Below are 20303 nucleotides of genomic sequence, written 5' to 3' on the forward strand. Positions count from 1 at the left end.
ATTTACTTTGATCCCATCAGTTGATGGGATATTCAGGCAAACCACGTTGTTAACCAATGAGATTTTTGAGACTTGAAAATATAGATTCAAAAATTTTACTCAAGTCCAAACCTTGCGAATGGTTGAATAAAAAGAAAACTATAGCCAGCGCGATGGCCGTCATAATCACTTTTTTAAACATGTAAGCTATTCCTAACACAATGGCCGGGATAATCAAAAACATCAATCCGCTAATGGCAAAAGGGGAGAGTCCGCTATCGCTTTTATAGATATAGAATAAACGTCCCTTGGAAGTTTGTTGATTCTTATGGCTAAAGAAAACAAAGGTTGATGACTCAATTTTTTGATTAGGGACAGCAACACCCTCATGAAATTGAAGTGCTTGTGAGAAACCATTGATTGTAAATAGGTAATTGCCATTAATGGTCTCATTGGTATTTCCCAATGAATCCAATGCCACTACAGCGAGTTTTCCATTTTTGGAAAGGTTTTCTTTTACAATAAAGTTTTGGATATTTTGTTCTTGAGCAGCTGCCCAAAAAGGTATCAGTAACAGAAAAAATATAATCTTTTTCATCTTATTATAAGCGTTTAATTTTAGCCCATTTGTAGCAAGAGATTTAACTTATTTGCTTACATCACGTTCTTCAAGCCAGGACAGATTCATGTTGACGGTGTCGAAACAGATCTTATCGAATGAGCATGCAATTTTAGGGATTTTAATTTTCTTTTGAAAATCTTTAACTATACGAATGTTGAAACGCCTGTAAATAGGTTTGTGAGCCTTTCATTATTCCTCAAAAGAAGATGAATGTTTTAACCCTATTTGCAATAAAAAGTTGATGGTATAGATAGTCTTTCATCTAGCTTGTAATCTATTTTCATTATTCATGTTTTGGTGCTAATACATATCATCTTCATCAATAAAATTGCAACCAGTATTGATCAGTAGCAGGAGATACTCATCGAAACTATCCGCTATGACACGAAACTCATCAGGGGCATGCACGAAAAACGCACGATTTGTCCTTTTTACCTGGAAAAGCTTCTTGGAGTTTCGCTAGAGCTGTTTTTCTTGTACCATGTTTAATCTGTTCAAAATGATTCCAGGTTTCTTTGCCACCATTGTCATAGTATGCTTGAAAACAGATAAATAATTGTCGGCTATTTTCATTTGCATTTCTTCTTGTGAGTGAAGTTAGCCAAACTTTATAATCGATTAAAAGTAAATTGCGGTGTATCTCCTTTTAAATCTCAAACATCAGGGAAGCATTGTTTAATTGTTTGCTAAAATAATTAGTATTTTAATTGTTTTTTAACTATCTTTGTATTGTTCATTTACAGAAGTAATACCAAGAAATAAACAATTATGTTGTCCGATCAAACTTTAGTATCCGATATAAAGACAATTATTGCGCAATCCAAAGATAATGCGATTCGTGCTGTCGATCATCAACGCACTTTGATGTACTGGCACATCGGAAAACGTATTTTTGAGCAGGAGCAGGGAGGTAAAGATAGAGCCGATTATGGGAAATACATCATAAAGTATCTTTCAGCGGAGTTACAGCCTGAGTTTGGTAGTGGTTTTTCATCAAGACAGTTAAATTGGTACCGTCAGTTTTATCGCACATTTCCAATTGTGTCTACACTGTGGACGCAATTGAGTTGGAGCCAATATAAGCTGCTTTTAAGTCTTGGTAACGAGGAACAACGGGAGTTTTATATCGCAGAGACCATAAAGAATAATTGGACAGTTCGGCAGCTTGAGCGACAGATCAACACGAATCTATATGAACGCCTATTGCTTAGCAACGATAAAGAAAGTGTGTTGGCTGTAGCAAAAAAGGAAAAGATGCCTTCTGACGCGAAGGAGATCATCAAAGATCCGATGGTACTGGAATTTTTGGGTTTGAAACGCGAAAGCGCTTACTATGAGAAAGATCTTGAGGGCGCCATTATTGCCCATCTTCAGGAGTTCTTACTCGAATTAGGAAATGGGTTCTCATTCGTCGCTAGACAAAAACGCATCCATATCGAGGGCGATGAGTTTTTCGTTGACCTGGTCTTTTACAACCGTCTGCTGCAAAGTTTTGTGATCATTGAAATTAAAACCCATAAATTAACACATCAGGACATCGGTCAATTGCAGATGTACGTGAATTATTATGACCGTATTGAAAAGCTTCCGCATGAACATCCGACAGTTGGCATTTTACTTTGTGCCAGCAAAAACGATGCAGTCGTCAAATTTACCCTTCCGGAAGACCAAAAACAGATTGTCGCCAGTCAATACGAACTTTATCTACCGACAGAGCAGCAGCTGCTGGACGAGGTGAACAAAGAGTTGGATAGTTTTGTAGGTAAAGGTGACGCTGAGTAGATTTTTCAAGCGTCTATACGGCGCCATTTAAAGATATTTTAAATGCGTTAAACGAGGTTAATTTATCAGTATTGGGGGATGAAATGACTGTGGTTCCGCTTTTTTCATTTTTATTTTTCTAACATAGATTATTTTGTACATTTGTATCGAATAAAATCGAAATTGAAATGGCAGAAACTGTACAACCAAGAGGTCCAAAGACAACTGATAATAATGCGAACCAAACTCATTACTACAAAACATTGGTAGTAGCGATCGCTTTAGGTTTAATAGGTACATTTATCCGTTTTGTACCGGATGTATGTACGGCATTGGGCCAACAAACTTTTTTGTTTTCCGCAATAGCTAACATCTCCATGATCGTAGGTGCACTTATCGCATTCAAAACCGTTTTCGGAATTTTGGGATTTGGAAAAAACCGTGACTAATTAAAAAGTCAAACTAAGATATTTGAAAGCCTCAGTTTTTTTACTGGGGCTTTTTCATGTGATAAAATCTGGGTACACTATCGTCATATAAGTAACAAAAAAAGGCCTCACAATCGTAAGGCCTTCTTTTTGTATGATTATCGCAGACTATGCGAAAAATGACCAAGTAGACCAGGGAATACGTGAAAGAATCAAAATCAAACCGATGATATAGAAAATAACAATCGTTTGGTTTGCTTTTTTTGCATTTTCAATCTTTTTAGCTTTAGAGTAACCGATTGTGATCAATACAATTGCAATGATCATGGTTAAAGGGTGTTCGATGATTTTAAAACGTAATGTCGGATCTTTCATTACGGCGCCAGAGATCATCGATGGATACTTTAAATAAAAGAATAAGATCAATCCCACCAATAATTGAATATGCGATGCAATGAAACCCAATAAAGCAATTTTACGGTTGTACGGTTTGTTGCCTAAATAATTTGATAGGGTGATCACGATCGATATCACCAGGGCTAGCAATAATACAATTGCTATAGTCGAGTGTAAGTGTAACATAAAAGCTCTCTTTAATTGTTTCCTAAGTTAGCAAAGATAAAAATATAATGAATGTATTTATCAAAAATCATTGTTCGAGCAGAAATACCTCCGCTATTGGATTGAATAGGTATATGCGTTTGCTGCTCAATTCCATGCATTTATAGCGTTTTCTTATCTTTTCAATGCGTTGAAATGAACGACCATTTTTTAGTCTAAAGAAATGTCCATCCTCCAGGGATTCTACCGTAAGGGTACTAGTTTTGACAGTATCGTATGATTTTAAGGTTCGAAACAGATGAAGGTCCGTGCAGCTCGAAGCCGCAGGATTTTCCATATAACGATGAATAGCATTGCTGATATCGATTGGGAAAATATTCAATTTAAGGAAGGGCTCCATCAGTTCCTTGAAATTATTTTTCCATTCTGTACCATGTGGCTTGACACGATGCTGGTGTTTATTCCACGTTTGTAAGTGTGCAAATTCATGGATTGTCGTAATCAAAAATGAATAGCAATTTAAGTCATGGTTGACAGAGATACGGTGCGGACTTCCTCTAAACGGCGCGCGGTAGTCTCCTAGCTTGGTACTCCTTGAACGAGAGATCTTAAATAAGCAGCGGGTATGATTAATCCAGTTGGATATAATCGGCGCTGCTTCTTCGGGCATGTATTTTTTGAGCGTAGCACTATAATCTTGCATGCCATAAAAATAGGGATTTATTCATGTCAATAGTGCCGAAGGAGAACATTCTTTTGTCAAAAAAAGAATGTTATTGCTAAAAATAATAGCTTTATTTTCCGTTTCCGTTTGGATAATTGATATTATTTTTAGTATTTAGTGCTTGTAAATGTCAAAATTGAGAAAGTCGGTAAAGAGAATTTATGTTTTTTAAAATAAAACATATTGAAATTGCCTGAGTTTTAGGTAAATTACCTACAGAAAGGTTCATAAATATAGGATCCGATAGAGGAACGGTTTTTCCTCCAAACTGTAAAAATAGACCTGCAAGAATATGCTAGATACCTTACATATTAGAAATTATGCACTCATCAACGAATTGGAAATCCAATTTGATAAAGGTTTGAATATGATTACCGGTGAAACCGGTGCCGGCAAATCTATTATCATGGGCGCATTATCGTTGATCTTAGGAAATAGGGCCGAGGGGAAGCATTTTTTCGACCCAACCAAGAAATGTGTGATTGAAGGGGAATTTAAAATTGGGTCTTATCAACTCCTTCGTTTTTTTGAGGAAAATGATCTTGATTACGCGGACAACAGCATTATTCGAAGAGAAATCTCTCCCGATGGTAAGTCCCGGGCATTTATTAATGATTCACCGGTCACACTCGCTATCCTCAAAGCTTTAGGTGAGCAGTTGATTGATGTACATTCGCAACATGCAACATTGCAGATTAATACAGAAGATTTTCAGTTCCTTGTGGTCGACAGTGTGGCAGGAGCTTTTGTGCTGAAACAAAACTATCGAGAGAGCTTCTTTGCTTATAAGAAGGCAAAAAGAGAACTCGAAGAATTTAAGGAGCTGGTAAAAAAAGCTGCAATAGAACAGGATTATTTTCAGTTTCAATTTGATGAGCTTGACGCCGCCCGATTGGTAGCAGATGAGCAGGGACAACTCGAAGTACAGCAGCGGCAGTTGGAAAATGCAGAAGATATTAAGCGTGCACTAACTGGGGCATCACATCTATTGGAAAACGATGATACGGCAGTTTTAAGCCGTTTAAAAGAGACGATGAGCCAAGTGGAAAGCATCGCTGCATTTCTCCCTGAGGCGGCAGATTTAGCTGCACGATTAAGGAGCACATGGATTGAGCTGAAGGACGTCGCAGCAGAGCTGAGTTCGCTTGAAGAAGATACTCAAATTGATGAAGGTACTTTATTGGAGATCAATGAACGCTTGAGCTTGTTGTATTCCTTGCAAAAAAAACATCATGTGGACTCGGTTGAAGAGCTGATCAAATTACGTGATGATCTGGAATCCAAACTGTTTGCTATAAATTCCTCCGATGAGCAATTGGAGCGACTGGAAAAAGAAGTAGTAGCTAAATTAGCCATTGCACAAACGAAAGGAAAAGAACTCTCTATAGTCAGAAAGAAAGTACTGGAATTAATCGCGAAGGATGTACAAGCTACTTTGTCAAATGTGGGGATGCCCAATGCATTGCTGCAAATTAATCTCGAGCCATTGAAGGAAGGGGATATGCGGGAATCGGGAACAGATTCAATACAGTTTTTATTTTCGGCCAATAAAGGACAGGCATTGCAATCCATTCATCGGGTTGCCTCTGGCGGAGAGCTATCCAGGGTGATGTTGGCCATTAAATCCTTGGTTGCTAAGACCTCTGCATTACCGACCATTATTTTTGATGAGATCGATACCGGAATCTCTGGAGAGGTGGCGCTACGTGTAGGGGAGGTGATGGAAAGCCTTGCAGAGAACATGCAGGTCATTGCTATTTCCCATTTACCCCAAATCGCAGCTAAAGGTGCTGCACATTATAAAGTGTATAAGGAAGATAAAGCCAATCGGACAATCTCTAACATTGTTCGATTAGATCAAGAAGGGAGGGTCAAGGAAATTGCTCAGATGCTCAGTGGTACCAATCCAACGGATGCGGCACTTGAACATGCAGAGTTATTGCTGAAAGGATAGCTATCAAATAAAAAAAGGTCTTAGAGATTTTCTAAGACCTTTTTTTATTTAGTTTCCACCGTTATCAGCATCCGTTAATGTTACTTTTACTAACATATTGTCTGGACGGACTGGTTTATTGTCGCTACCCACATAATCAGCATAGAGATATACTTTACCAATTTTATACTCCACGCGATAATTATAAGGGCCGATAGCTGAAGGAATGTTAATGAAATAATTTGGATCATTATCAAATGATACAGCTACTCCTACGTGTCCGTAGTCGAAATATTTTGCATCTAATTCGGGAAAGTCCAATTCATTTGAGAAAGAATATCCGGTTTTGTCAACTCCCCAAGAAGAGGAGACTACCTTCGTATTAAAAGTTACTCCCGGTAAATAGTTTGTAACGTATTCTTTCTTACAAGAAGAAAATGAAACCAAGGCTGCGGTTCCAATTAATGCTGCTAATAAAAGTCTTTTCATATTATTCGTGTTATTTGTGACAATTTTATTATAGGACGATAAAATAGTGCAAAAGTTTAACGCCAACTTTCTTTACAACAAAAAATGCACCATAAAGGTGCATTTTATTGAAATTATTTTTAAAGACAGCTTAGACCTACTTCTCAGCGGTGTCTTTTGAAGACTTTGGATCTGAGCTAGAAACCTCAATATCTTTGGTTTCCGGATTAATGCTCACAGTCAAAACTGAACCAGTTTGCACATTTCCTTTGAGGATTTCTTCTGCAATCGGATCTTCGAGATATTTCTGGATTGCTCGTTTTAATGGACGTGCACCAAAATTACTGTCGTAACCTTTATCTGCAATGAAATCTTTTGCCTCATCTGTCAAATTGATCGTATAACCCAAATCAGCGATACGTTTGAACAAGGACCTCAACTCAATATCAATGATTTTGAAGATGTTTTCTTTTGTCAATGAGTTGAACACAATTACATCATCAATACGGTTCAAAAATTCTGGAGCAAAGGCTCTTTTCAAAGCGGTTTCAATAACTCCACGTGAATGCGCATCAGATTGTTGTGATTTTGCCGCAGTCGTAAAACCAACACCTTGACCAAATTCCTTCAATTGGCGTGCACCAATATTTGAAGTCATAATGATTATGGTATTTCTGAAATCTACTTTACGACCCAAACTATCTGTCAATTGACCTTCGTCCAATACCTGTAACATGAGGTTAAATACATCCGGGTGAGCTTTCTCAATCTCATCCAGTAAAACAACAGCATACGGTTTACGACGTACTTTTTCAGTCAATTGACCACCTTCTTCGTAGCCGACATATCCTGGAGGCGCTCCAACAAGGCGAGATACCGCGAATTTTTCCATGTACTCACTCATGTCAATTTGGATCAGCGCATCTTCTGTATCAAACATAAATCGCGCTAATTCCTTAGCCAATTCTGTTTTACCGACACCGGTAGGACCTAAGAAGATAAACGAACCGATTGGTTTTTTAGGATCCTTCAAACCCGCACGTGTACGTTGTATCGCTTTCACCAATTTACCTACAGCGTCGTCTTGACCAATGATTCTTCCCTTCATCAACTCAGCCATATTCAACAGTTTTTGACTGTCTGTTTGACTAACACGTTGTACCGGAATACCCGTCATCATGGCCACTACTTCAGCAACATTTTCTTCTGAAACAGTATAGCGTTTAGACTTCGTCTCTTCTTCCCAAGCGATTTTTTCTTTCTCGAGCTCCTCGATCAATTTTTTCTCCGTATCACGCAATTTGGCAGCCTCTTCGTATTTTTGACTACGAACGACTTTGTTCTTTTCCAATTTGACCTCTTCAATTTTATTCTCAATGTCAATAATGGACTGCGGTACATGAATATTGTTTAAGTGCACGCGAGAGCCTGCCTCATCCAAAGCATCGATAGCCTTATCTGGTAAGAACCTGTCTGTAATATAACGTGTTGTTAACGACACACAGGCTTCGATTGCTTCCGGAGTGTAAGTCACGTTGTGGTGGTCCTCATATTTCTCCTTGATACGATTTAATATTTCAACCGTCTCGTCATGTGTAGCGGGTTCAATTGTTACACGTTGGAAACGACGGTCCAAAGCACCGTCTTTTTCAATGTATTGACGATATTCGTCCAATGTGGTCGCACCGATACATTGGATTTCTCCTCTTGCCAAGGCTGGTTTGAACATATTGGAAGCATCTAATGACCCTGAAGCGCCACCTGCACCAACGATGGTGTGAATCTCATCGATAAATAAGATGACATCCGGCGATTTCTCCAGTTCATTCATGACCGCTTTCATACGCTCTTCAAATTGACCGCGATATTTCGTTCCGGCAACCAATGAAGCCAGATCCAATGTGACTACACGCTTATTGAATAGTACACGTGAGACCTTCCGTTGGACAATACGAAGAGCAAGTCCCTCCGCAATAGCTGATTTACCAACTCCCGGTTCACCGATCAACAACGGATTGTTCTTCTTGCGTCGGGATAAAATTTGAGATACACGCTCAATTTCTTTTTCGCGACCCACAATAGGATCCAATTTACCCTCTTCGGCAGCTTTGGTCAAATCACGGCCAAAGTTGTCCAACACCGGAGTTTTAGATTTGATATCCGAAACTTTTTTCGGTTGGATATATTGATCATCCTCAGCAAAATCATCATCGCCGGTAGGAGAGCCCGGAGCTTCGTCCTTGATCGTCGTTCTATTTTGCTCAACTTCAGATTTGAAGATGTCGTAAGTCACATTGTATTGTTGTAAAATCTGAGAAGCAATATTATCTTCATCCCGTAAGATAGCCAATAATAGATGCTCCGTTCCGATGATATCCGATTTGAATATTTTAGCTTCCAAATAAGTGATCTTCAAAACTTTTTCAGCCTGTTTTGTTAATGGCATATTGCCAATAGGTGCACGTGAAACCGATGCCCCCTTCACTGCGTCCTCCACAGATTGACGTAGTGCTGCCGTGTCAATGCCTATGTTTTTAAGGATCTTTATCGCCATTCCATCGCCTTCACGAATCAATCCAAGCAATAAATGCTCTGTTCCTATATAATCGTGACGCAATCTTAAAGCTTCCTCTCTACTGTACGATATGACATCCTTTACGCGCGGTGAAAATTTTGCTTCCATTGAATACCTTTCTGTTTTATATTAAGGATATATAAATGTAGTAAATTCTGCATTTCAAACCTTAAAATTATTTTAAATAATGTCATCAACAATTAAGCCATGACCGTTATACGTCCAAAATGTCAGTATAAAAGATTACATTTGTATGTTAATATAACAAGAGTTTTCGAATTTTTTTAAATTTTATGTCAGACGAGAAGATCATTTTTTCGATGGCGGGTGTCAACAAGATCTATCCGCCTCAAAAACAAGTTTTAAAAAATATCTATTTATCTTTTTTCTATGGTGCGAAGATCGGTGTGATCGGTTTGAATGGATCAGGTAAATCTTCCCTATTAAAAATTATCGCTGGATTGGATAAGTCATATCAAGGCGAGGTGGTGTTTTCCCCTGGTTATTCTGTGGGTTATTTAGCACAAGAACCTCAATTGGATCTTGAAAAGACTGTTCTTGAAGTGGTACAGGAAGGTGTTGCCGAAATTACAGCCATCTTACAGGAATACGAAGAAATCAACGAAAAATTTGGCCTGCCGGAGGTTTATGAAAATGCCGATGAGATGGACAAATTGTTGGCAAGACAAGGTGAACTTCAGGATATCATTGATGCCACTAACGCTTGGGAAATTGATTCGAAATTGGAAAGAGCAATGGATGCTTTACGTTGCCCTGAACCAGATGCGAAGATTGTCAATTTGTCAGGTGGTGAGCGCAGACGTGTAGCATTATGTCGCTTATTATTGCAGGAACCAGACGTATTGCTCTTAGATGAGCCGACCAACCACTTGGATGCCGAGTCGATCGATTGGTTAGAACAACACTTAAAACAATATAAAGGAACGGTTATTGCCGTTACCCACGACCGTTATTTCTTGGATAACGTAGCCGGATGGATTCTTGAGTTGGATCGCGGTGAAGGTATTCCTTGGAAAGGAAATTATTCTTCTTGGTTAGATCAAAAAGCAAAACGTCTCGCTCAGGAAGAAAAGCAGGAAACCAAACGTCAAAAAACCTTGGAGCGTGAGCTGGAATGGGTGCGTATGGCACCGAAAGCGCGTCACGCCAAATCGAAAGCACGTTTGCATAACTATGAAAAATTAGCTTCTGAGGAAACGAAAGAGCGCGAAGAAAAATTGGAATTGTTTATTCCGCCGGGACCACGTCTGGGTAATTCTGTCATTGAGGCAACGAATATCTCCAAAGCCTATGGCGATCGCATTTTATTTGAGAACTTAAGCTTCATGTTGCCGCCGGCAGGTATCGTAGGGATCATTGGACCAAATGGTGCGGGTAAAACAACTTTATTCCGCTTGATCACAGGACAGGAAACGCCGGATACAGGTTCTTTCAAAGTCGGAGAAACAGTGAAATTGGGCTATGTGGACCAAATGCACCACGACCTCGATCCGGAGAAATCGGTTTGGGAAAACATTACGGGTGGCAGCGACAATATGATGTTGGGCAACCGCTCGGTAAACTCCAGAGCTTATGTTTCCAAATTTAATTTTAACGGTGCTGATCAACAAAAGAAAGTAGGTGTGCTTTCGGGTGGAGAACGTAACCGTGTTCACCTGGCTATTACGCTTAAAGAGGGATCAAATGTACTCTTGCTCGATGAGCCGACCAATGATATTGATGTAAATACCTTGCGGGCAATGGAAGAAGGCTTGGAGAACTTCGGCGGTTGTGCCGTTGTGATTTCCCACGATAGATGGTTCCTGGATCGTATTTGTACCCATATCCTTGCTTTTGAAGGCGATTCACAGGTTTATTTCTTCGAAGGTAACTATACTGAATATGAAGAGAACCGTAAAAAACGCGTGGGTGATGTAACTCCGCATCGTATTAAATATAAGAAATTAGTTAAATAGCGGAGTGGATTATGGAGAGCGGAAGGCTTTTGGCTGCTATAATAGACCACGCTATTGATGGAATAATAACCATAGACAACAGGGGAAATGTGGAAAGCATTAACCCTGCTGCCTTGGAATTGTTCGGTTATCAGGCTGAAGAGGTAATCGGACACAATATATCCATGTTAATGCCTGAACCTGATCGTGGCAATCACGATGGTTATATACATAATTACCAAACCACAGGCCACAAGAAGATTATCGGAATCGGCCGCGAAGTGATGGGCTTGAAGAAAAATGGAAAAACATTCCCATTTCGTTTGGCAGTCAGTGAAGTATGGCTAAAAGATAAGAATATCTTTACAGGCTTTATTCACGATTTATCGCGTGAGAAAGCCGCCGAAGATATGCTCAAGCAACATGCCGCCGAACTTGAACATAAAGTCAATGAACGCACACGGGATCTGATTTCTTTGGTGTCCGAACTTGAAAAGGCGAAGGCAGAGGTTTCTAAATCACTGGAAAAAGAAATTGAGCTCAGTCAGTTAAAATCGCGTTTTGTGTCTATGGCTTCGCATGAGTTCCGCACGCCTCTAAGCTCCGTTCAGCTTTCGGCTTCGCTGATTGAAAAGTATGCCGAGCGACCGGACGATAAAGCTAACATCATTAAACATACCAATAAAATCAAAGGTGCTGTTCAATTGCTGACGAGCATTCTGAATGATTTCCTATCCCTGGAGAAACTGGAAGCTGGTATCGTTGTGATGAATAGGCAATACATCAATCTGGTCGAATTGGCGGAAGAGATTACCGAAGAAATGCAATTGATCTGTAAGAAAAATCAGCATATTGTATACCAACATACGGGAGAAATTGGGCATTTTACCTTAGATCCAAATCTGTTGAAAAATGCTTTGGTCAACTTAATTTCCAATGCAATCAAATATTCAGGAGAAGATACATTGATTGAATTTACCACATGTATTGACGCAGAAGGCTGCTTGATATCAGTAAAGGATAACGGAATTGGTATTCCTGAAGAAGATCAGGTACATTTGTTTGAACCATTTTTTAGAGCACATAATACCGGCAATATCCCCGGGACAGGCTTAGGTCTGAATATCGTAAAACGGTACATCGAACTGATGGAAGGTCAGATGGAATTTGAATCGGAAGTACATAAAGGAACTTCATTCCGGGTTCGCTTCAAGGAGAGCACGGTTGATGAATAAAGGCGAAGCATAACGCGGTCTAAAACTTAAAAGGACAGTATAAATAATTGCAGATGAGAAATAAAAAGACAATTCTAATTATTGAAGATAATATTGATATCCGAGAGGGGACTACCGAAATATTGGAGTTGACAGGGAGGTATGATGTCATTACTGCTGAAAATGGACGTGTTGGAGTCGACCTGGCGACAAGACATATTCCTGATCTGATTCTCTGTGATATCATGATGCCTGAATTAGATGGTTATGGCGTCTTATTTATGTTAAGCAAAATTGAAAGTACGGCTAAAATTCCGTTCATTTTTCTGACCGCCAAAGCGGAACGCGCAGACATGCGCAAAGCGATGGAGATGGGAGCAGATGATTATCTGACCAAACCTTTTGATGATGTTGAATTGATGAATGCAATAGATGTTCGTCTCAAAAGACATGAGCAGCTGGCAGCAGATGTTCCGCGGGAAGATGATTTGAGTTTGAGTGCCGAAGAGCAGGTTTTATTGCTACAAGAGCTCCTGGCCAATTCACGGGTGAAGACCGTGAAGAAAAAACAGTCTATTTATGAAAAAGACGATTCGCCAACATACGTCTATTTCGTGAAATCGGGTCAGGTACGTAGCTTTAAATCGTATAAAGATGGACGCGAGCTGTCTACGGGTATTTTTATTGCAGGAAATTACTTTGGCTATGCCTCGATCTTGTTGAATGATAATTATGAAGACTACGCCGAAGCAGTTGAGCCAAGTGAAATTGTCTTGATACCAAAAGACAGTTTTCTGGAGCTGTTATGGAAAAAGCCTGCAATAGCCAGTAAATTTATTAAACTTCTTTCTGTCGATTTGCGGGAAAAGGAAGAGCAATTGCTTGGCTTTGCCTATCATTCTGTCCGTAAGCGGGTCGCCAATGCTTTGATTAGCGTTGCTGAAAAAAGTGGAATCAATATAAACGAGGTCAATGCATGTACAATTGATGTGACACGGGATGGCCTAGCTTCAATTGCAGGGACAGCCAATGAAACTGTTTCCCGTATGCTCTCCGACTTTAAAGAAGAAAAACTGATTTCAAAAGAAAAAGGTAAAATATACATCAATTCGATCAAGAATCTCCGTGACGTGAAGCAGTAGCGATCAGAAGTGAGTATTTAAAAACGATAGCTAAAAAAAGGCATGTGCAGTAGAACTGAACATGCCTTTTTTTATGAACGTGTATATTTATTTGAATCCCACTATTAAAGTGCCGATGTGTTAGCAATACACAGTTTAAAGAAATTGTTTGGTCTCATCGGTTCCAATGAACGCGTTGCACACAGTTATTGGCCAAAAAAGAACGTTCGGTTGACTTTTACAGCTGTTGGTATTTGCGAAATCATGCAAGTTTTTGTGAATTGTGATAAATATCATTTTAAGGTGTGGTGCTACATCATCTTTTTGCCCATACGCATGATTTACTTTTGTTCTTAGGATAAACCTTAATGGTTGATTGTAGAATCAGAATGAAAGTAGTAGTATATAATGTAAGGTCATTTGAAAAAGAGTTTTGGGCATTGGCAAATGCCAAACAACATGATTTGACTTTGATTTCAAATGGATTAAATGCGGAGACACAGAATTACGCGCGTGGAAAAGATGCGGTAGTTATTTCCGTAAGCGATATTTTGGACGAGAATATGCTACTTAATTTAAAAGGGTTGGGAATCAATAAAATTATGACCCGCAGTAAAGATACTGCTCATATCGATTTGGTGAAAGCCGGAGATTTAAATATTCAGATTGCCAATGCACCGTTCGAAGACCAGAGTCCCAAAGGACTGGCCGAGCAGACCGTACGGAATCTCAACTTATGGGGAATAGAAAAATGTGTTGGTAAAGCCTGTTGTTGTATAAGCGACTGCGCTAAAAAAATAAAATAAAAATGGTTACATCGCAGGTTAAAATGGAAGAATTGGTACAAAAATATAATGTTGCCGCACCGCGCTATACAAGTTACCCAACCGTTCCCTTTTGGGATAATGACGCATTTTCCAGGGTAGCTTGGACCGATCAAGTCTTTCGTACCTTTGGGCAATCGAAAGAGAAAGGAATTAGCCTGTATATCCATCTTCCTTTTTGTGAAAGCCTCTGTACGTATTGTGGCTGCAATACGCGCATTACAAAGAACCATCGTGTTGAAGAACCCTATATTGTGTCCCTTTTGAAGGAATGGGAAATGTATGTCGCTTTATTTAAAGGAGAAAGACCGTTATTGGCAGAAATACATTTGGGTGGTGGCACGCCTACCTTTTTCCATCCAGATAATTTGAAGGTACTCATTGAGGGGATCCTTAAACATGCAGACCTGGCCCCTGATCGTTCGTTCTCTTTTGAAGCTCACCCCGCCAACACAACGATCGCGCATTTACAAACCTTATTTGATTTGGGATTTCGGCGCCTGAGCCTGGGAATACAGGATTTTGATCCACTTGTACAGTTTGTGATCAACCGGCATCAAACATCGGCGGAAGTGGAAGAGGTTATGCTGAATGCGCGGAAAATCGGATTTGAGTCCATTAATTTTGACCTGATTTACGGATTGCCTAAGCAGACGCTTGCGACCGTTGCCGATACCATTCAAAAGTCGATGCTGCTCGCTCCAGACCGGATCTCTTTTTATAGCTATGCCCACGTGCCATGGATAAAACCTGGTCAACGACATTATACCGAAGCAGATCTACCGAATGGTGCGGCCAAACTTGCCCTGTATAATCTTGGGAAAAAAATGATTTTAGCCCATGGCTATGAAGATGTCGGTATGGATCATTTTGCGAAAAGAGAGGATGAGTTATTTGTGGCTTTTCAACAAGAGCGATTACATCGCAATTTTATGGGGTATGCTGATCGGTTTAGCCCCCTGTTAATCGGTATTGGCGTCTCTTCGATCAGTGATGCCTGGGGGGCTTTTGCCCAAAATGTGAAGACCGTCGAAGAATACCATAAACTTATTGACGCAGGGGTACTGCCAGTTGTAAAAGGACATATACTCAATGAGGAGGATCTTCTCGTAAGACGTTATATCCTGGATATGATGTGTAAAGGTAAGGTGCAGTTGCAGACGGGGTCGTTGTTGAATGAACAGATTATTGAAGAATTGTCCGAACTCGTTGCAGATGGTTTAGTCTCCATAACGGGCGACCTTATTCAATGTACTGCCGTTGGGCGCTCCTTTTTGAGAAATATCTGTATGGCCTTTGATCAGCGATTATTGCGTTCAAGGACGCAAAATCAATTATTTAGTCAGGCAATTTAGAACGAAGGTATGGCAGAGCTAAGGGATGAAATACAACTTGCAGAAAAATGTTTCCATTGCGGCGATAAAATTGAGGAAACGGGCTACCAGCTCGATCATCACGATTTTTGCTGTCTGGGATGCCAGACCGTTTACCAAGTACTGAACGATAGTGGTATGCAGCAATACTACCGGTATAATCAGCATCCCGGTAAATCGAATAAATCCAAGCAAGAAGATTTTTCTTATCTGGATGAACCACAAATCGCTGATAAATTAGTGGATTATAAAGATGATAAGATGACTATCATCACCTTTTATATTCCGGCTATTCACTGTAGCTCCTGCATCTGGTTGCTGGAAAATTTATATAAACTCAATCCCCATGTACTACAGTCCCGCGTGGACTTTATGAAGAAACAGGCGAGCATTACATTCAATCACAATGAGCTGCCATTGAAAGATTTGGTTTATCTTTTGGTCAATATCGGCTATGATCCTAAAATCACCTTGCAAGATGTTGTGAAGGAAGGGAATCGAAATAATCTGAATCCATTGGTCGCAAAAATTGCTGTTGCCGGTTTCTGTTTTGGAAATGCTATGCTATTCAGTTTTCCAGATTATTTTGGAATGGGGAGTTTTGAAAAGGAATATGCCAATTTTTTTGGGTATATAAACCTTGCCTTCGGTCTGCCCGTTTTATTGTATTGTGCATCGGATTATTTCAAATCGGCCTATTGGAGTCTGAAACAAAAGCGTTTGAATCTGGATGTGCCATTGGCCCTGGGAATCCTTGTGTTATTTTTACGTTCGGCGTTTGAGGTGCTCACACAGACAGGAGCTGGTTTTACGGATACACTCTGTAGTCTTGTGTTCTTTATATTGATCGGAAAATGGGTACAACAACGTACCTATTATCATATCTCTTTTGAACGGGATTACCGGAGTTATTTTCCCGTGGCTGTAACAGTACTGACCGAATCAGGGGATAAACCTGTACAATTGGCCGACGTGAATATCGGTGACCGTATCTTGGTTCGGAACAATGAAATTATACCTGCCGATGCTATGCTTTTAAAAGGTGATGCTGCGATAGATTTTAGCTTTGTAACGGGAGAATCAAGTCCGGTCAGTAAGACCTTGGGCGAAATTATTTATGCCGGCGGACGCCAGACGGGGGAAGCGATAGAACTTGAAGTGGTCAAACCGATTTCCCAGTCCTATTTGACCAAATTATGGAATAATGAGAATTATAAAGATTATGACAAGCATTTTCAGACTTTTGTCAACTTTATAAGTAAATATTTTACTGTTGTTTTATTGGCTATTGCACTATTGGCTGCCTTATTTTGGGCCGTTGATGGGAGTGCAAGCAGGGCTTGGGGAGCTTTTACGGCGGTATTGATTATTGCATGCCCATGTGCGTTAGCGTTGAGCTCTCCATTTACCCTTTCTGCAGCATTAAGTATTTTTGATCGAAACAAGTTTTATGTGAAAAATACAGCTGCGATTGAGCAGATGGCGACGATTGATACGCTGGTATTCGATAAAACTGGCACAATATCGTCGCCTAAAGCAACCTCAATTTATTTTGAAGGTAGCCTTTCAGCAGTTGACAAAAAGCTACTGAATGCGGTATGTAGAAACTCTAGCCATCCGTTGAGCCGCGAGATTGTCAAGTGGCTGAATGTCTCTGCTGCTATTTCGATACAGGATTTTAAGGAATTTCCGGGTAAGGGGATGCAGGCTAATGTAATTGGCAAGGAAATTAAAATCGGTAGTGCTAACTTTTTGAATATTGGCAACATAAAAACGGATGGATCTGTGGTTTTTATTCGCATAGGTGAGGAGTTAAAAGGGTATTTTACCATGGAGCAATCCTGGCGGGATGGCCTTTCGGCTTTGATTGAAGATTTTAAAGTCGAATACGACCTTCATTTAATCTCAGGGGATAACGATAGACGTCTGGATGCGCTACAGCTAATTTTTCCATCAAATGCAAATTTGCTTTTCAATCAATCACCCATCGAAAAACTGGAAACGATCCAAAGCTTTCAAACAGCAGGAAAGCATGTTTGCATGATCGGTGACGGCCTTAATGATGCCGGGGCATTGCGTAAAGCAGATTTGGGCATCGCCGTGAGTGATGATATCAATAACTTCTCCCCCGGTTGCGATGCGATACTGGATGGGGAGTCGTTTTCAAAAATGCCGGATTTCTTTGCTTTTAGTAAAGATGCGGTAAAAGTAATACATATGAGCTTTGGAATATCTCTTTTATATAATGTAATTGGATTGAGCTTTGCCGTGCAGGGTATTATGTCGCCATTATTTGCAGCGATTCTAATGCCAATCAGTACGGTAACGATCATCTCCTTTACAAGTCTCATGACGAGATGGTATGCCAAACGCCGTAAACTCTAATTGTTATGGAAATAATGTATATTTTGATCGGTTGTAGCGTTTTGTTGGCGTTGATTTTTCTATGTGCTTTTTTCTGGGCAAATAAAAGCGGTCAGCACAATGATACCTATACACCTTCTATACGGATTCTGTTTGATGATGAAACGACAGAAGGGGAAAATAAATAACACAACGTAACTAAAACGTTATCGTAATTAAATCAATTACTTTTTTTTGTATTTAAGGTTATTATCAATAAAATTGGGGTAAATACCAATTTGAATTAAAAAACACATGCATAATAATCCATTTTCATTAAAAGATAAAGTAGTTGTCATTACGGGTGGTACTGGGATTTTGGGCGAGGCCTTTGTTGAGGCTTTGGCCGAGGCCGAAGCCAAAGTCGCGATCCTCGGGCGTAATGGACAAATCGGGGCCGAACGTGTTCAGCAGGTCGAGTCTGTTGGCGGCGAAGCGATATTTGTTGAAGTTGACATCATGGACGAACAGGATGTCACTCGGGCGAAAGATGAAGTTTTGCAAAAATGGGGTAGGATAGACGCTTTAGTAAACGCCGTTGGAGGCAACATTCCTGGAGCAACGATTGGTGCTGATCAAGATTTATTTGCGAGCAATATTCAGGATACCATTAAAGCAATTGAGCTTAATCTGTATGGTACAATGATTCCTACGCATATTATCGGTCGCGTGATTGCTGAAAGCGGAAAGGGGGTTATCATTAATATTTCTTCCCTCACAGCCAGTCGTCCTTTTACACGTGTTTTGGGCTATACTGTGGCAAAACATGGGATCGATGGCTATACAAAATGGATGGCTACCGAACTCGCTCAGCGTTATGGCGATCAAGTCCGGGTCAATGCAATCGCTCCCGGCGTATTCTTAACCAAACAGAACAAAAAACTATTGGTTAATCCAGATGGTACTTATAGCGACCGAACCAAACGTATTCTTCATGGAACCCCCTATAACCGTTTAGGCGACCCGCGTGAGTTAAAAGGAACTTTAATCTATCTGCTGAGCGATGCATCGGCATTTGTGACGGGAGAGACTGTCTTTGTGGACGGTGGTTTTAATGCATGGTGCGGCGTTTAAATTAAACTTTAAGATGAAAAAATTAGAACAAACCTGGCGTTGGTATGGACCCAATGACCCAGTATCTTTGCAGGATATCAAACAGGCGGGAGCTACCGGTATTGTTACAGCATTACATCATATTCCTCATGGTGAGGTATGGCCACTGGCCGATATTCAAGAAAGAAAACGCATTATAGAAGAGGCTGGTCTAACCTGGTCAGTGGTGGAAAGTGTGACTGTACACGAGGAGATTAAGACAAAAGGTGCTAAAGTAGATGAATACCTCCAAAAATATCAAGAGACATTAACCAATCTCGCCCAATGTGGTATTAAAACAATCTGTTATAATTTTATGCCGGTGCTAGACTGGACACGTACACAATTGGACTTAACCATGGCGGATGGTTCAAAAGCACTGTATTTTGACTGGATTGATCTGGCCCTCTTTGATATCTTTATATTAAAACGTGACGGAGCCAGGGCAGCATATCCAGTGGATGTTGTAAAACGTGCAACTTTGCGATTTGATGAAATTACCGAACAGCAAAAAGAAGAATTGGCAAATGTTGTCTTAATGGGAATCCCCGGGGAGAAGAATGTGGAATTGGAGGCCTTAAAAGCGAGTATTGATACCTATAAGCATATTGGAAAAGACGGTTTACGCGAGAATTTGGTTTATTTTCTTCAGGGAATTTCGGCAACCTGTGAGGAGTATGGTATATGTATGACCATTCACCCAGATGATCCCCCGTACCCTATCTTAGGTTTACCCCGCATTGCCAGCAATGGTGAGGATTTTGACTATTTTCTGAATGCAGTTCCACAACGATTCAATGGCGTTTGTTTTTGTACGGGGTCTTTGGGGGCTAGTCAGACAAACGATCTGCCTGCTATCTTAGAAAACATTAAAGGGCGTGTAAACTTCGTTCACTTACGAAATGTGAAGAAAGATGCGATTGGAAGTTTTTATGAGGCAGACCATTTGGATGGTGATGTCAATATGTATAAAATCATGAAAATCCTGGTTGCTGAAAATCAATTGAGATCTACAGCTATTCCATTCAGACCAGATCATGGTCATCAGATGCTGGATGATCTGAATAAAGTAACAAATCCAGGGTATTCTGCTATTGGAAGATTGAGAGGGCTTGCAGAATTACGGGGCCTGGAGTATGGTATTGTTGGTGAATAATGCTAATAATTCAGGCGAAGATTGGATATTATGACTTGTAATGTAGGTCTAGCATAAAGACAGTCGGGAAATAGGGAAGCTAACATCTTATTTCCGACTGTTTTTGTTTTAAGT

General features: G+C 40.1%; 17 protein-coding genes. 12 read left to right on the top strand and 5 right to left on the bottom strand.

The features are described from left to right. Nucleotides 1-49 precede the first annotated feature (49 nt). The gene (locus AAH582_RS07675; protein ID WP_343321738.1) at nt 50-577 is read right to left on the bottom strand and encodes a hypothetical protein; all 528 of its coding nucleotides are present in this window, start codon (nt 575-577) and stop codon (nt 50-52) included. Nucleotides 578-1369: 792 nt separating this feature from the next. Between AAH582_RS07675 and AAH582_RS07680 the strand changes: the two genes are divergently transcribed. Next, nucleotides 1370-2383: a PDDEXK nuclease domain-containing protein gene (locus AAH582_RS07680; RefSeq protein WP_343321739.1), complete on the top strand. Its 1014-nt coding sequence runs from the start codon at nt 1370-1372 to the stop codon at nt 2381-2383. 167 nt (nt 2384-2550) lie between these two features. Further along, nucleotides 2551-2811, top strand: a complete 261-nt coding sequence (locus tag AAH582_RS07685; RefSeq protein WP_046672216.1) for a hypothetical protein — start codon at nt 2551-2553, stop codon at nt 2809-2811. A 147-nt stretch (nt 2812-2958) separates the two neighbouring features. Here the strand turns inward: AAH582_RS07685 and AAH582_RS07690 are convergent, their stop codons facing one another. After that, nucleotides 2959-3372: a hypothetical protein gene (locus AAH582_RS07690; protein ID WP_046672217.1), complete on the bottom strand. Its 414-nt coding sequence runs from the start codon at nt 3370-3372 to the stop codon at nt 2959-2961. A 67-nt stretch (nt 3373-3439) separates the two neighbouring features. Then, entirely contained in the window at nt 3440-4054 is a 615-nt protein-coding gene (locus AAH582_RS07695) for a hypothetical protein (RefSeq protein WP_046672218.1), read from the bottom strand. Nucleotides 4055-4367: 313 nt separating this feature from the next. Here AAH582_RS07695 and recN point away from each other — a divergent pair, with 313 nt between their 5' ends. Continuing rightward, nucleotides 4368-6029, top strand: a complete 1662-nt coding sequence (gene recN / locus AAH582_RS07700; protein ID WP_343321740.1) for a DNA repair protein RecN — start codon at nt 4368-4370, stop codon at nt 6027-6029. Between the two features lie 48 nt (nt 6030-6077). Here the strand turns inward: recN and AAH582_RS07705 are convergent, their stop codons facing one another. After that, nucleotides 6078-6497, bottom strand: coding sequence for a hypothetical protein (locus AAH582_RS07705; RefSeq protein ID WP_046672220.1), 420 nt, complete (start codon nt 6495-6497; stop codon nt 6078-6080). A 136-nt stretch (nt 6498-6633) separates the two neighbouring features. After that, complete coding sequence (locus tag AAH582_RS07710; RefSeq protein WP_312747512.1) at nt 6634-9159, bottom strand: ATP-dependent Clp protease ATP-binding subunit; 2526 nt, start codon at nt 9157-9159, stop codon at nt 6634-6636. Between the two features lie 185 nt (nt 9160-9344). On the opposite strand from AAH582_RS07710, the gene ettA reads away from it, so the two are divergent. The 9 genes from ettA (at nt 9345) to uxuA (ending at nt 20189) form a co-directional block, all read left to right on the top strand. Next, nucleotides 9345-11027 carry an energy-dependent translational throttle protein EttA gene (ettA, locus tag AAH582_RS07715; protein ID WP_343321741.1) on the top strand — a complete coding sequence of 561 codons (1683 nt, stop codon included), beginning with the start codon at nt 9345-9347 and terminating at the stop codon, nt 11025-11027. Nucleotides 11028-11038: 11 nt separating this feature from the next. Beyond that, complete coding sequence (locus AAH582_RS07720; protein ID WP_343321742.1) at nt 11039-12241, top strand: PAS domain-containing sensor histidine kinase; 1203 nt, start codon at nt 11039-11041, stop codon at nt 12239-12241. 53 nt (nt 12242-12294) lie between these two features. Beyond that, nucleotides 12295-13362, top strand: a complete 1068-nt coding sequence (locus tag AAH582_RS07725; protein ID WP_046672224.1) for a response regulator — start codon at nt 12295-12297, stop codon at nt 13360-13362. A gap of 368 nt (nt 13363-13730) precedes the next feature. Further along, nucleotides 13731-14147, top strand: coding sequence for a lactate dehydrogenase (locus AAH582_RS07730; protein WP_046672235.1), 417 nt, complete (start codon nt 13731-13733; stop codon nt 14145-14147). 2 nt (nt 14148-14149) lie between these two features. Continuing rightward, on the top strand, nt 14150-15520 hold the full coding sequence (gene hemN, locus AAH582_RS07735; protein ID WP_343321743.1) for an oxygen-independent coproporphyrinogen III oxidase: 1371 nt from the start codon (nt 14150-14152) through the stop codon (nt 15518-15520). Between the two features lie 9 nt (nt 15521-15529). Continuing rightward, entirely contained in the window at nt 15530-17923 is a 2394-nt protein-coding gene (locus AAH582_RS07740; protein WP_343321744.1) for a heavy metal translocating P-type ATPase, read from the top strand. A 5-nt stretch (nt 17924-17928) separates the two neighbouring features. Beyond that, on the top strand, nt 17929-18090 hold the full coding sequence (ccoS, locus tag AAH582_RS07745; protein WP_046672226.1) for a cbb3-type cytochrome oxidase assembly protein CcoS: 162 nt from the start codon (nt 17929-17931) through the stop codon (nt 18088-18090). Between the two features lie 106 nt (nt 18091-18196). After that, nucleotides 18197-19015: an SDR family oxidoreductase gene (locus tag AAH582_RS07750; RefSeq protein WP_343321745.1), complete on the top strand. Its 819-nt coding sequence runs from the start codon at nt 18197-18199 to the stop codon at nt 19013-19015. A gap of 13 nt (nt 19016-19028) precedes the next feature. Then, on the top strand, nt 19029-20189 hold the full coding sequence (gene uxuA, locus AAH582_RS07755) for a mannonate dehydratase (RefSeq protein ID WP_343321746.1): 1161 nt from the start codon (nt 19029-19031) through the stop codon (nt 20187-20189). Nucleotides 20190-20303: the final 114 nt, after the last annotated feature.

The sequence above is a fragment of the Sphingobacterium multivorum genome (assembly GCF_039511225.1).
Taxonomy (GTDB): Bacteria; Bacteroidota; Bacteroidia; order Sphingobacteriales; family Sphingobacteriaceae; genus Sphingobacterium.

What these genes read in the sequence shown, in the direction of transcription:
- AAH582_RS07685 (WP_046672216.1), top strand. Translation starts at nt 2,551, where the DNA reads ATGGCAGAAACTGTACAACCAAGAGGTCCAAAGACAACTGATAATAAT.
- AAH582_RS07710 (WP_312747512.1), bottom strand. Translation starts at nt 9,159, where the DNA reads ATGGAAGCAAAATTTTCACCGCGCGTAAAGGATGTCATATCGTACAGT.
- AAH582_RS07720 (WP_343321742.1), top strand. Translation starts at nt 11,039, where the DNA reads ATGGAGAGCGGAAGGCTTTTGGCTGCTATAATAGACCACGCTATTGAT.
- uxuA (WP_343321746.1), top strand. Translation starts at nt 19,029, where the DNA reads ATGAAAAAATTAGAACAAACCTGGCGTTGGTATGGACCCAATGACCCA.
- AAH582_RS07695 (WP_046672218.1), bottom strand. Translation starts at nt 4,054, where the DNA reads ATGCAAGATTATAGTGCTACGCTCAAAAAATACATGCCCGAAGAAGCA.
- hemN (WP_343321743.1), top strand. Translation starts at nt 14,150, where the DNA reads ATGGTTACATCGCAGGTTAAAATGGAAGAATTGGTACAAAAATATAAT.
- AAH582_RS07725 (WP_046672224.1), top strand. Translation starts at nt 12,295, where the DNA reads ATGAGAAATAAAAAGACAATTCTAATTATTGAAGATAATATTGATATC.
- AAH582_RS07740 (WP_343321744.1), top strand. Translation starts at nt 15,530, where the DNA reads ATGGCAGAGCTAAGGGATGAAATACAACTTGCAGAAAAATGTTTCCAT.
- AAH582_RS07675 (WP_343321738.1), bottom strand. Translation starts at nt 577, where the DNA reads ATGAAAAAGATTATATTTTTTCTGTTACTGATACCTTTTTGGGCAGCT.
- ccoS (WP_046672226.1), top strand. Translation starts at nt 17,929, where the DNA reads ATGGAAATAATGTATATTTTGATCGGTTGTAGCGTTTTGTTGGCGTTG.
- AAH582_RS07680 (WP_343321739.1), top strand. Translation starts at nt 1,370, where the DNA reads ATGTTGTCCGATCAAACTTTAGTATCCGATATAAAGACAATTATTGCG.
- AAH582_RS07730 (WP_046672235.1), top strand. Translation starts at nt 13,731, where the DNA reads ATGAAAGTAGTAGTATATAATGTAAGGTCATTTGAAAAAGAGTTTTGG.
- AAH582_RS07705 (WP_046672220.1), bottom strand. Translation starts at nt 6,497, where the DNA reads ATGAAAAGACTTTTATTAGCAGCATTAATTGGAACCGCAGCCTTGGTT.
- ettA (WP_343321741.1), top strand. Translation starts at nt 9,345, where the DNA reads ATGTCAGACGAGAAGATCATTTTTTCGATGGCGGGTGTCAACAAGATC.
- recN (WP_343321740.1), top strand. Translation starts at nt 4,368, where the DNA reads ATGCTAGATACCTTACATATTAGAAATTATGCACTCATCAACGAATTG.
- AAH582_RS07750 (WP_343321745.1), top strand. Translation starts at nt 18,197, where the DNA reads ATGCATAATAATCCATTTTCATTAAAAGATAAAGTAGTTGTCATTACG.
- AAH582_RS07690 (WP_046672217.1), bottom strand. Translation starts at nt 3,372, where the DNA reads ATGTTACACTTACACTCGACTATAGCAATTGTATTATTGCTAGCCCTG.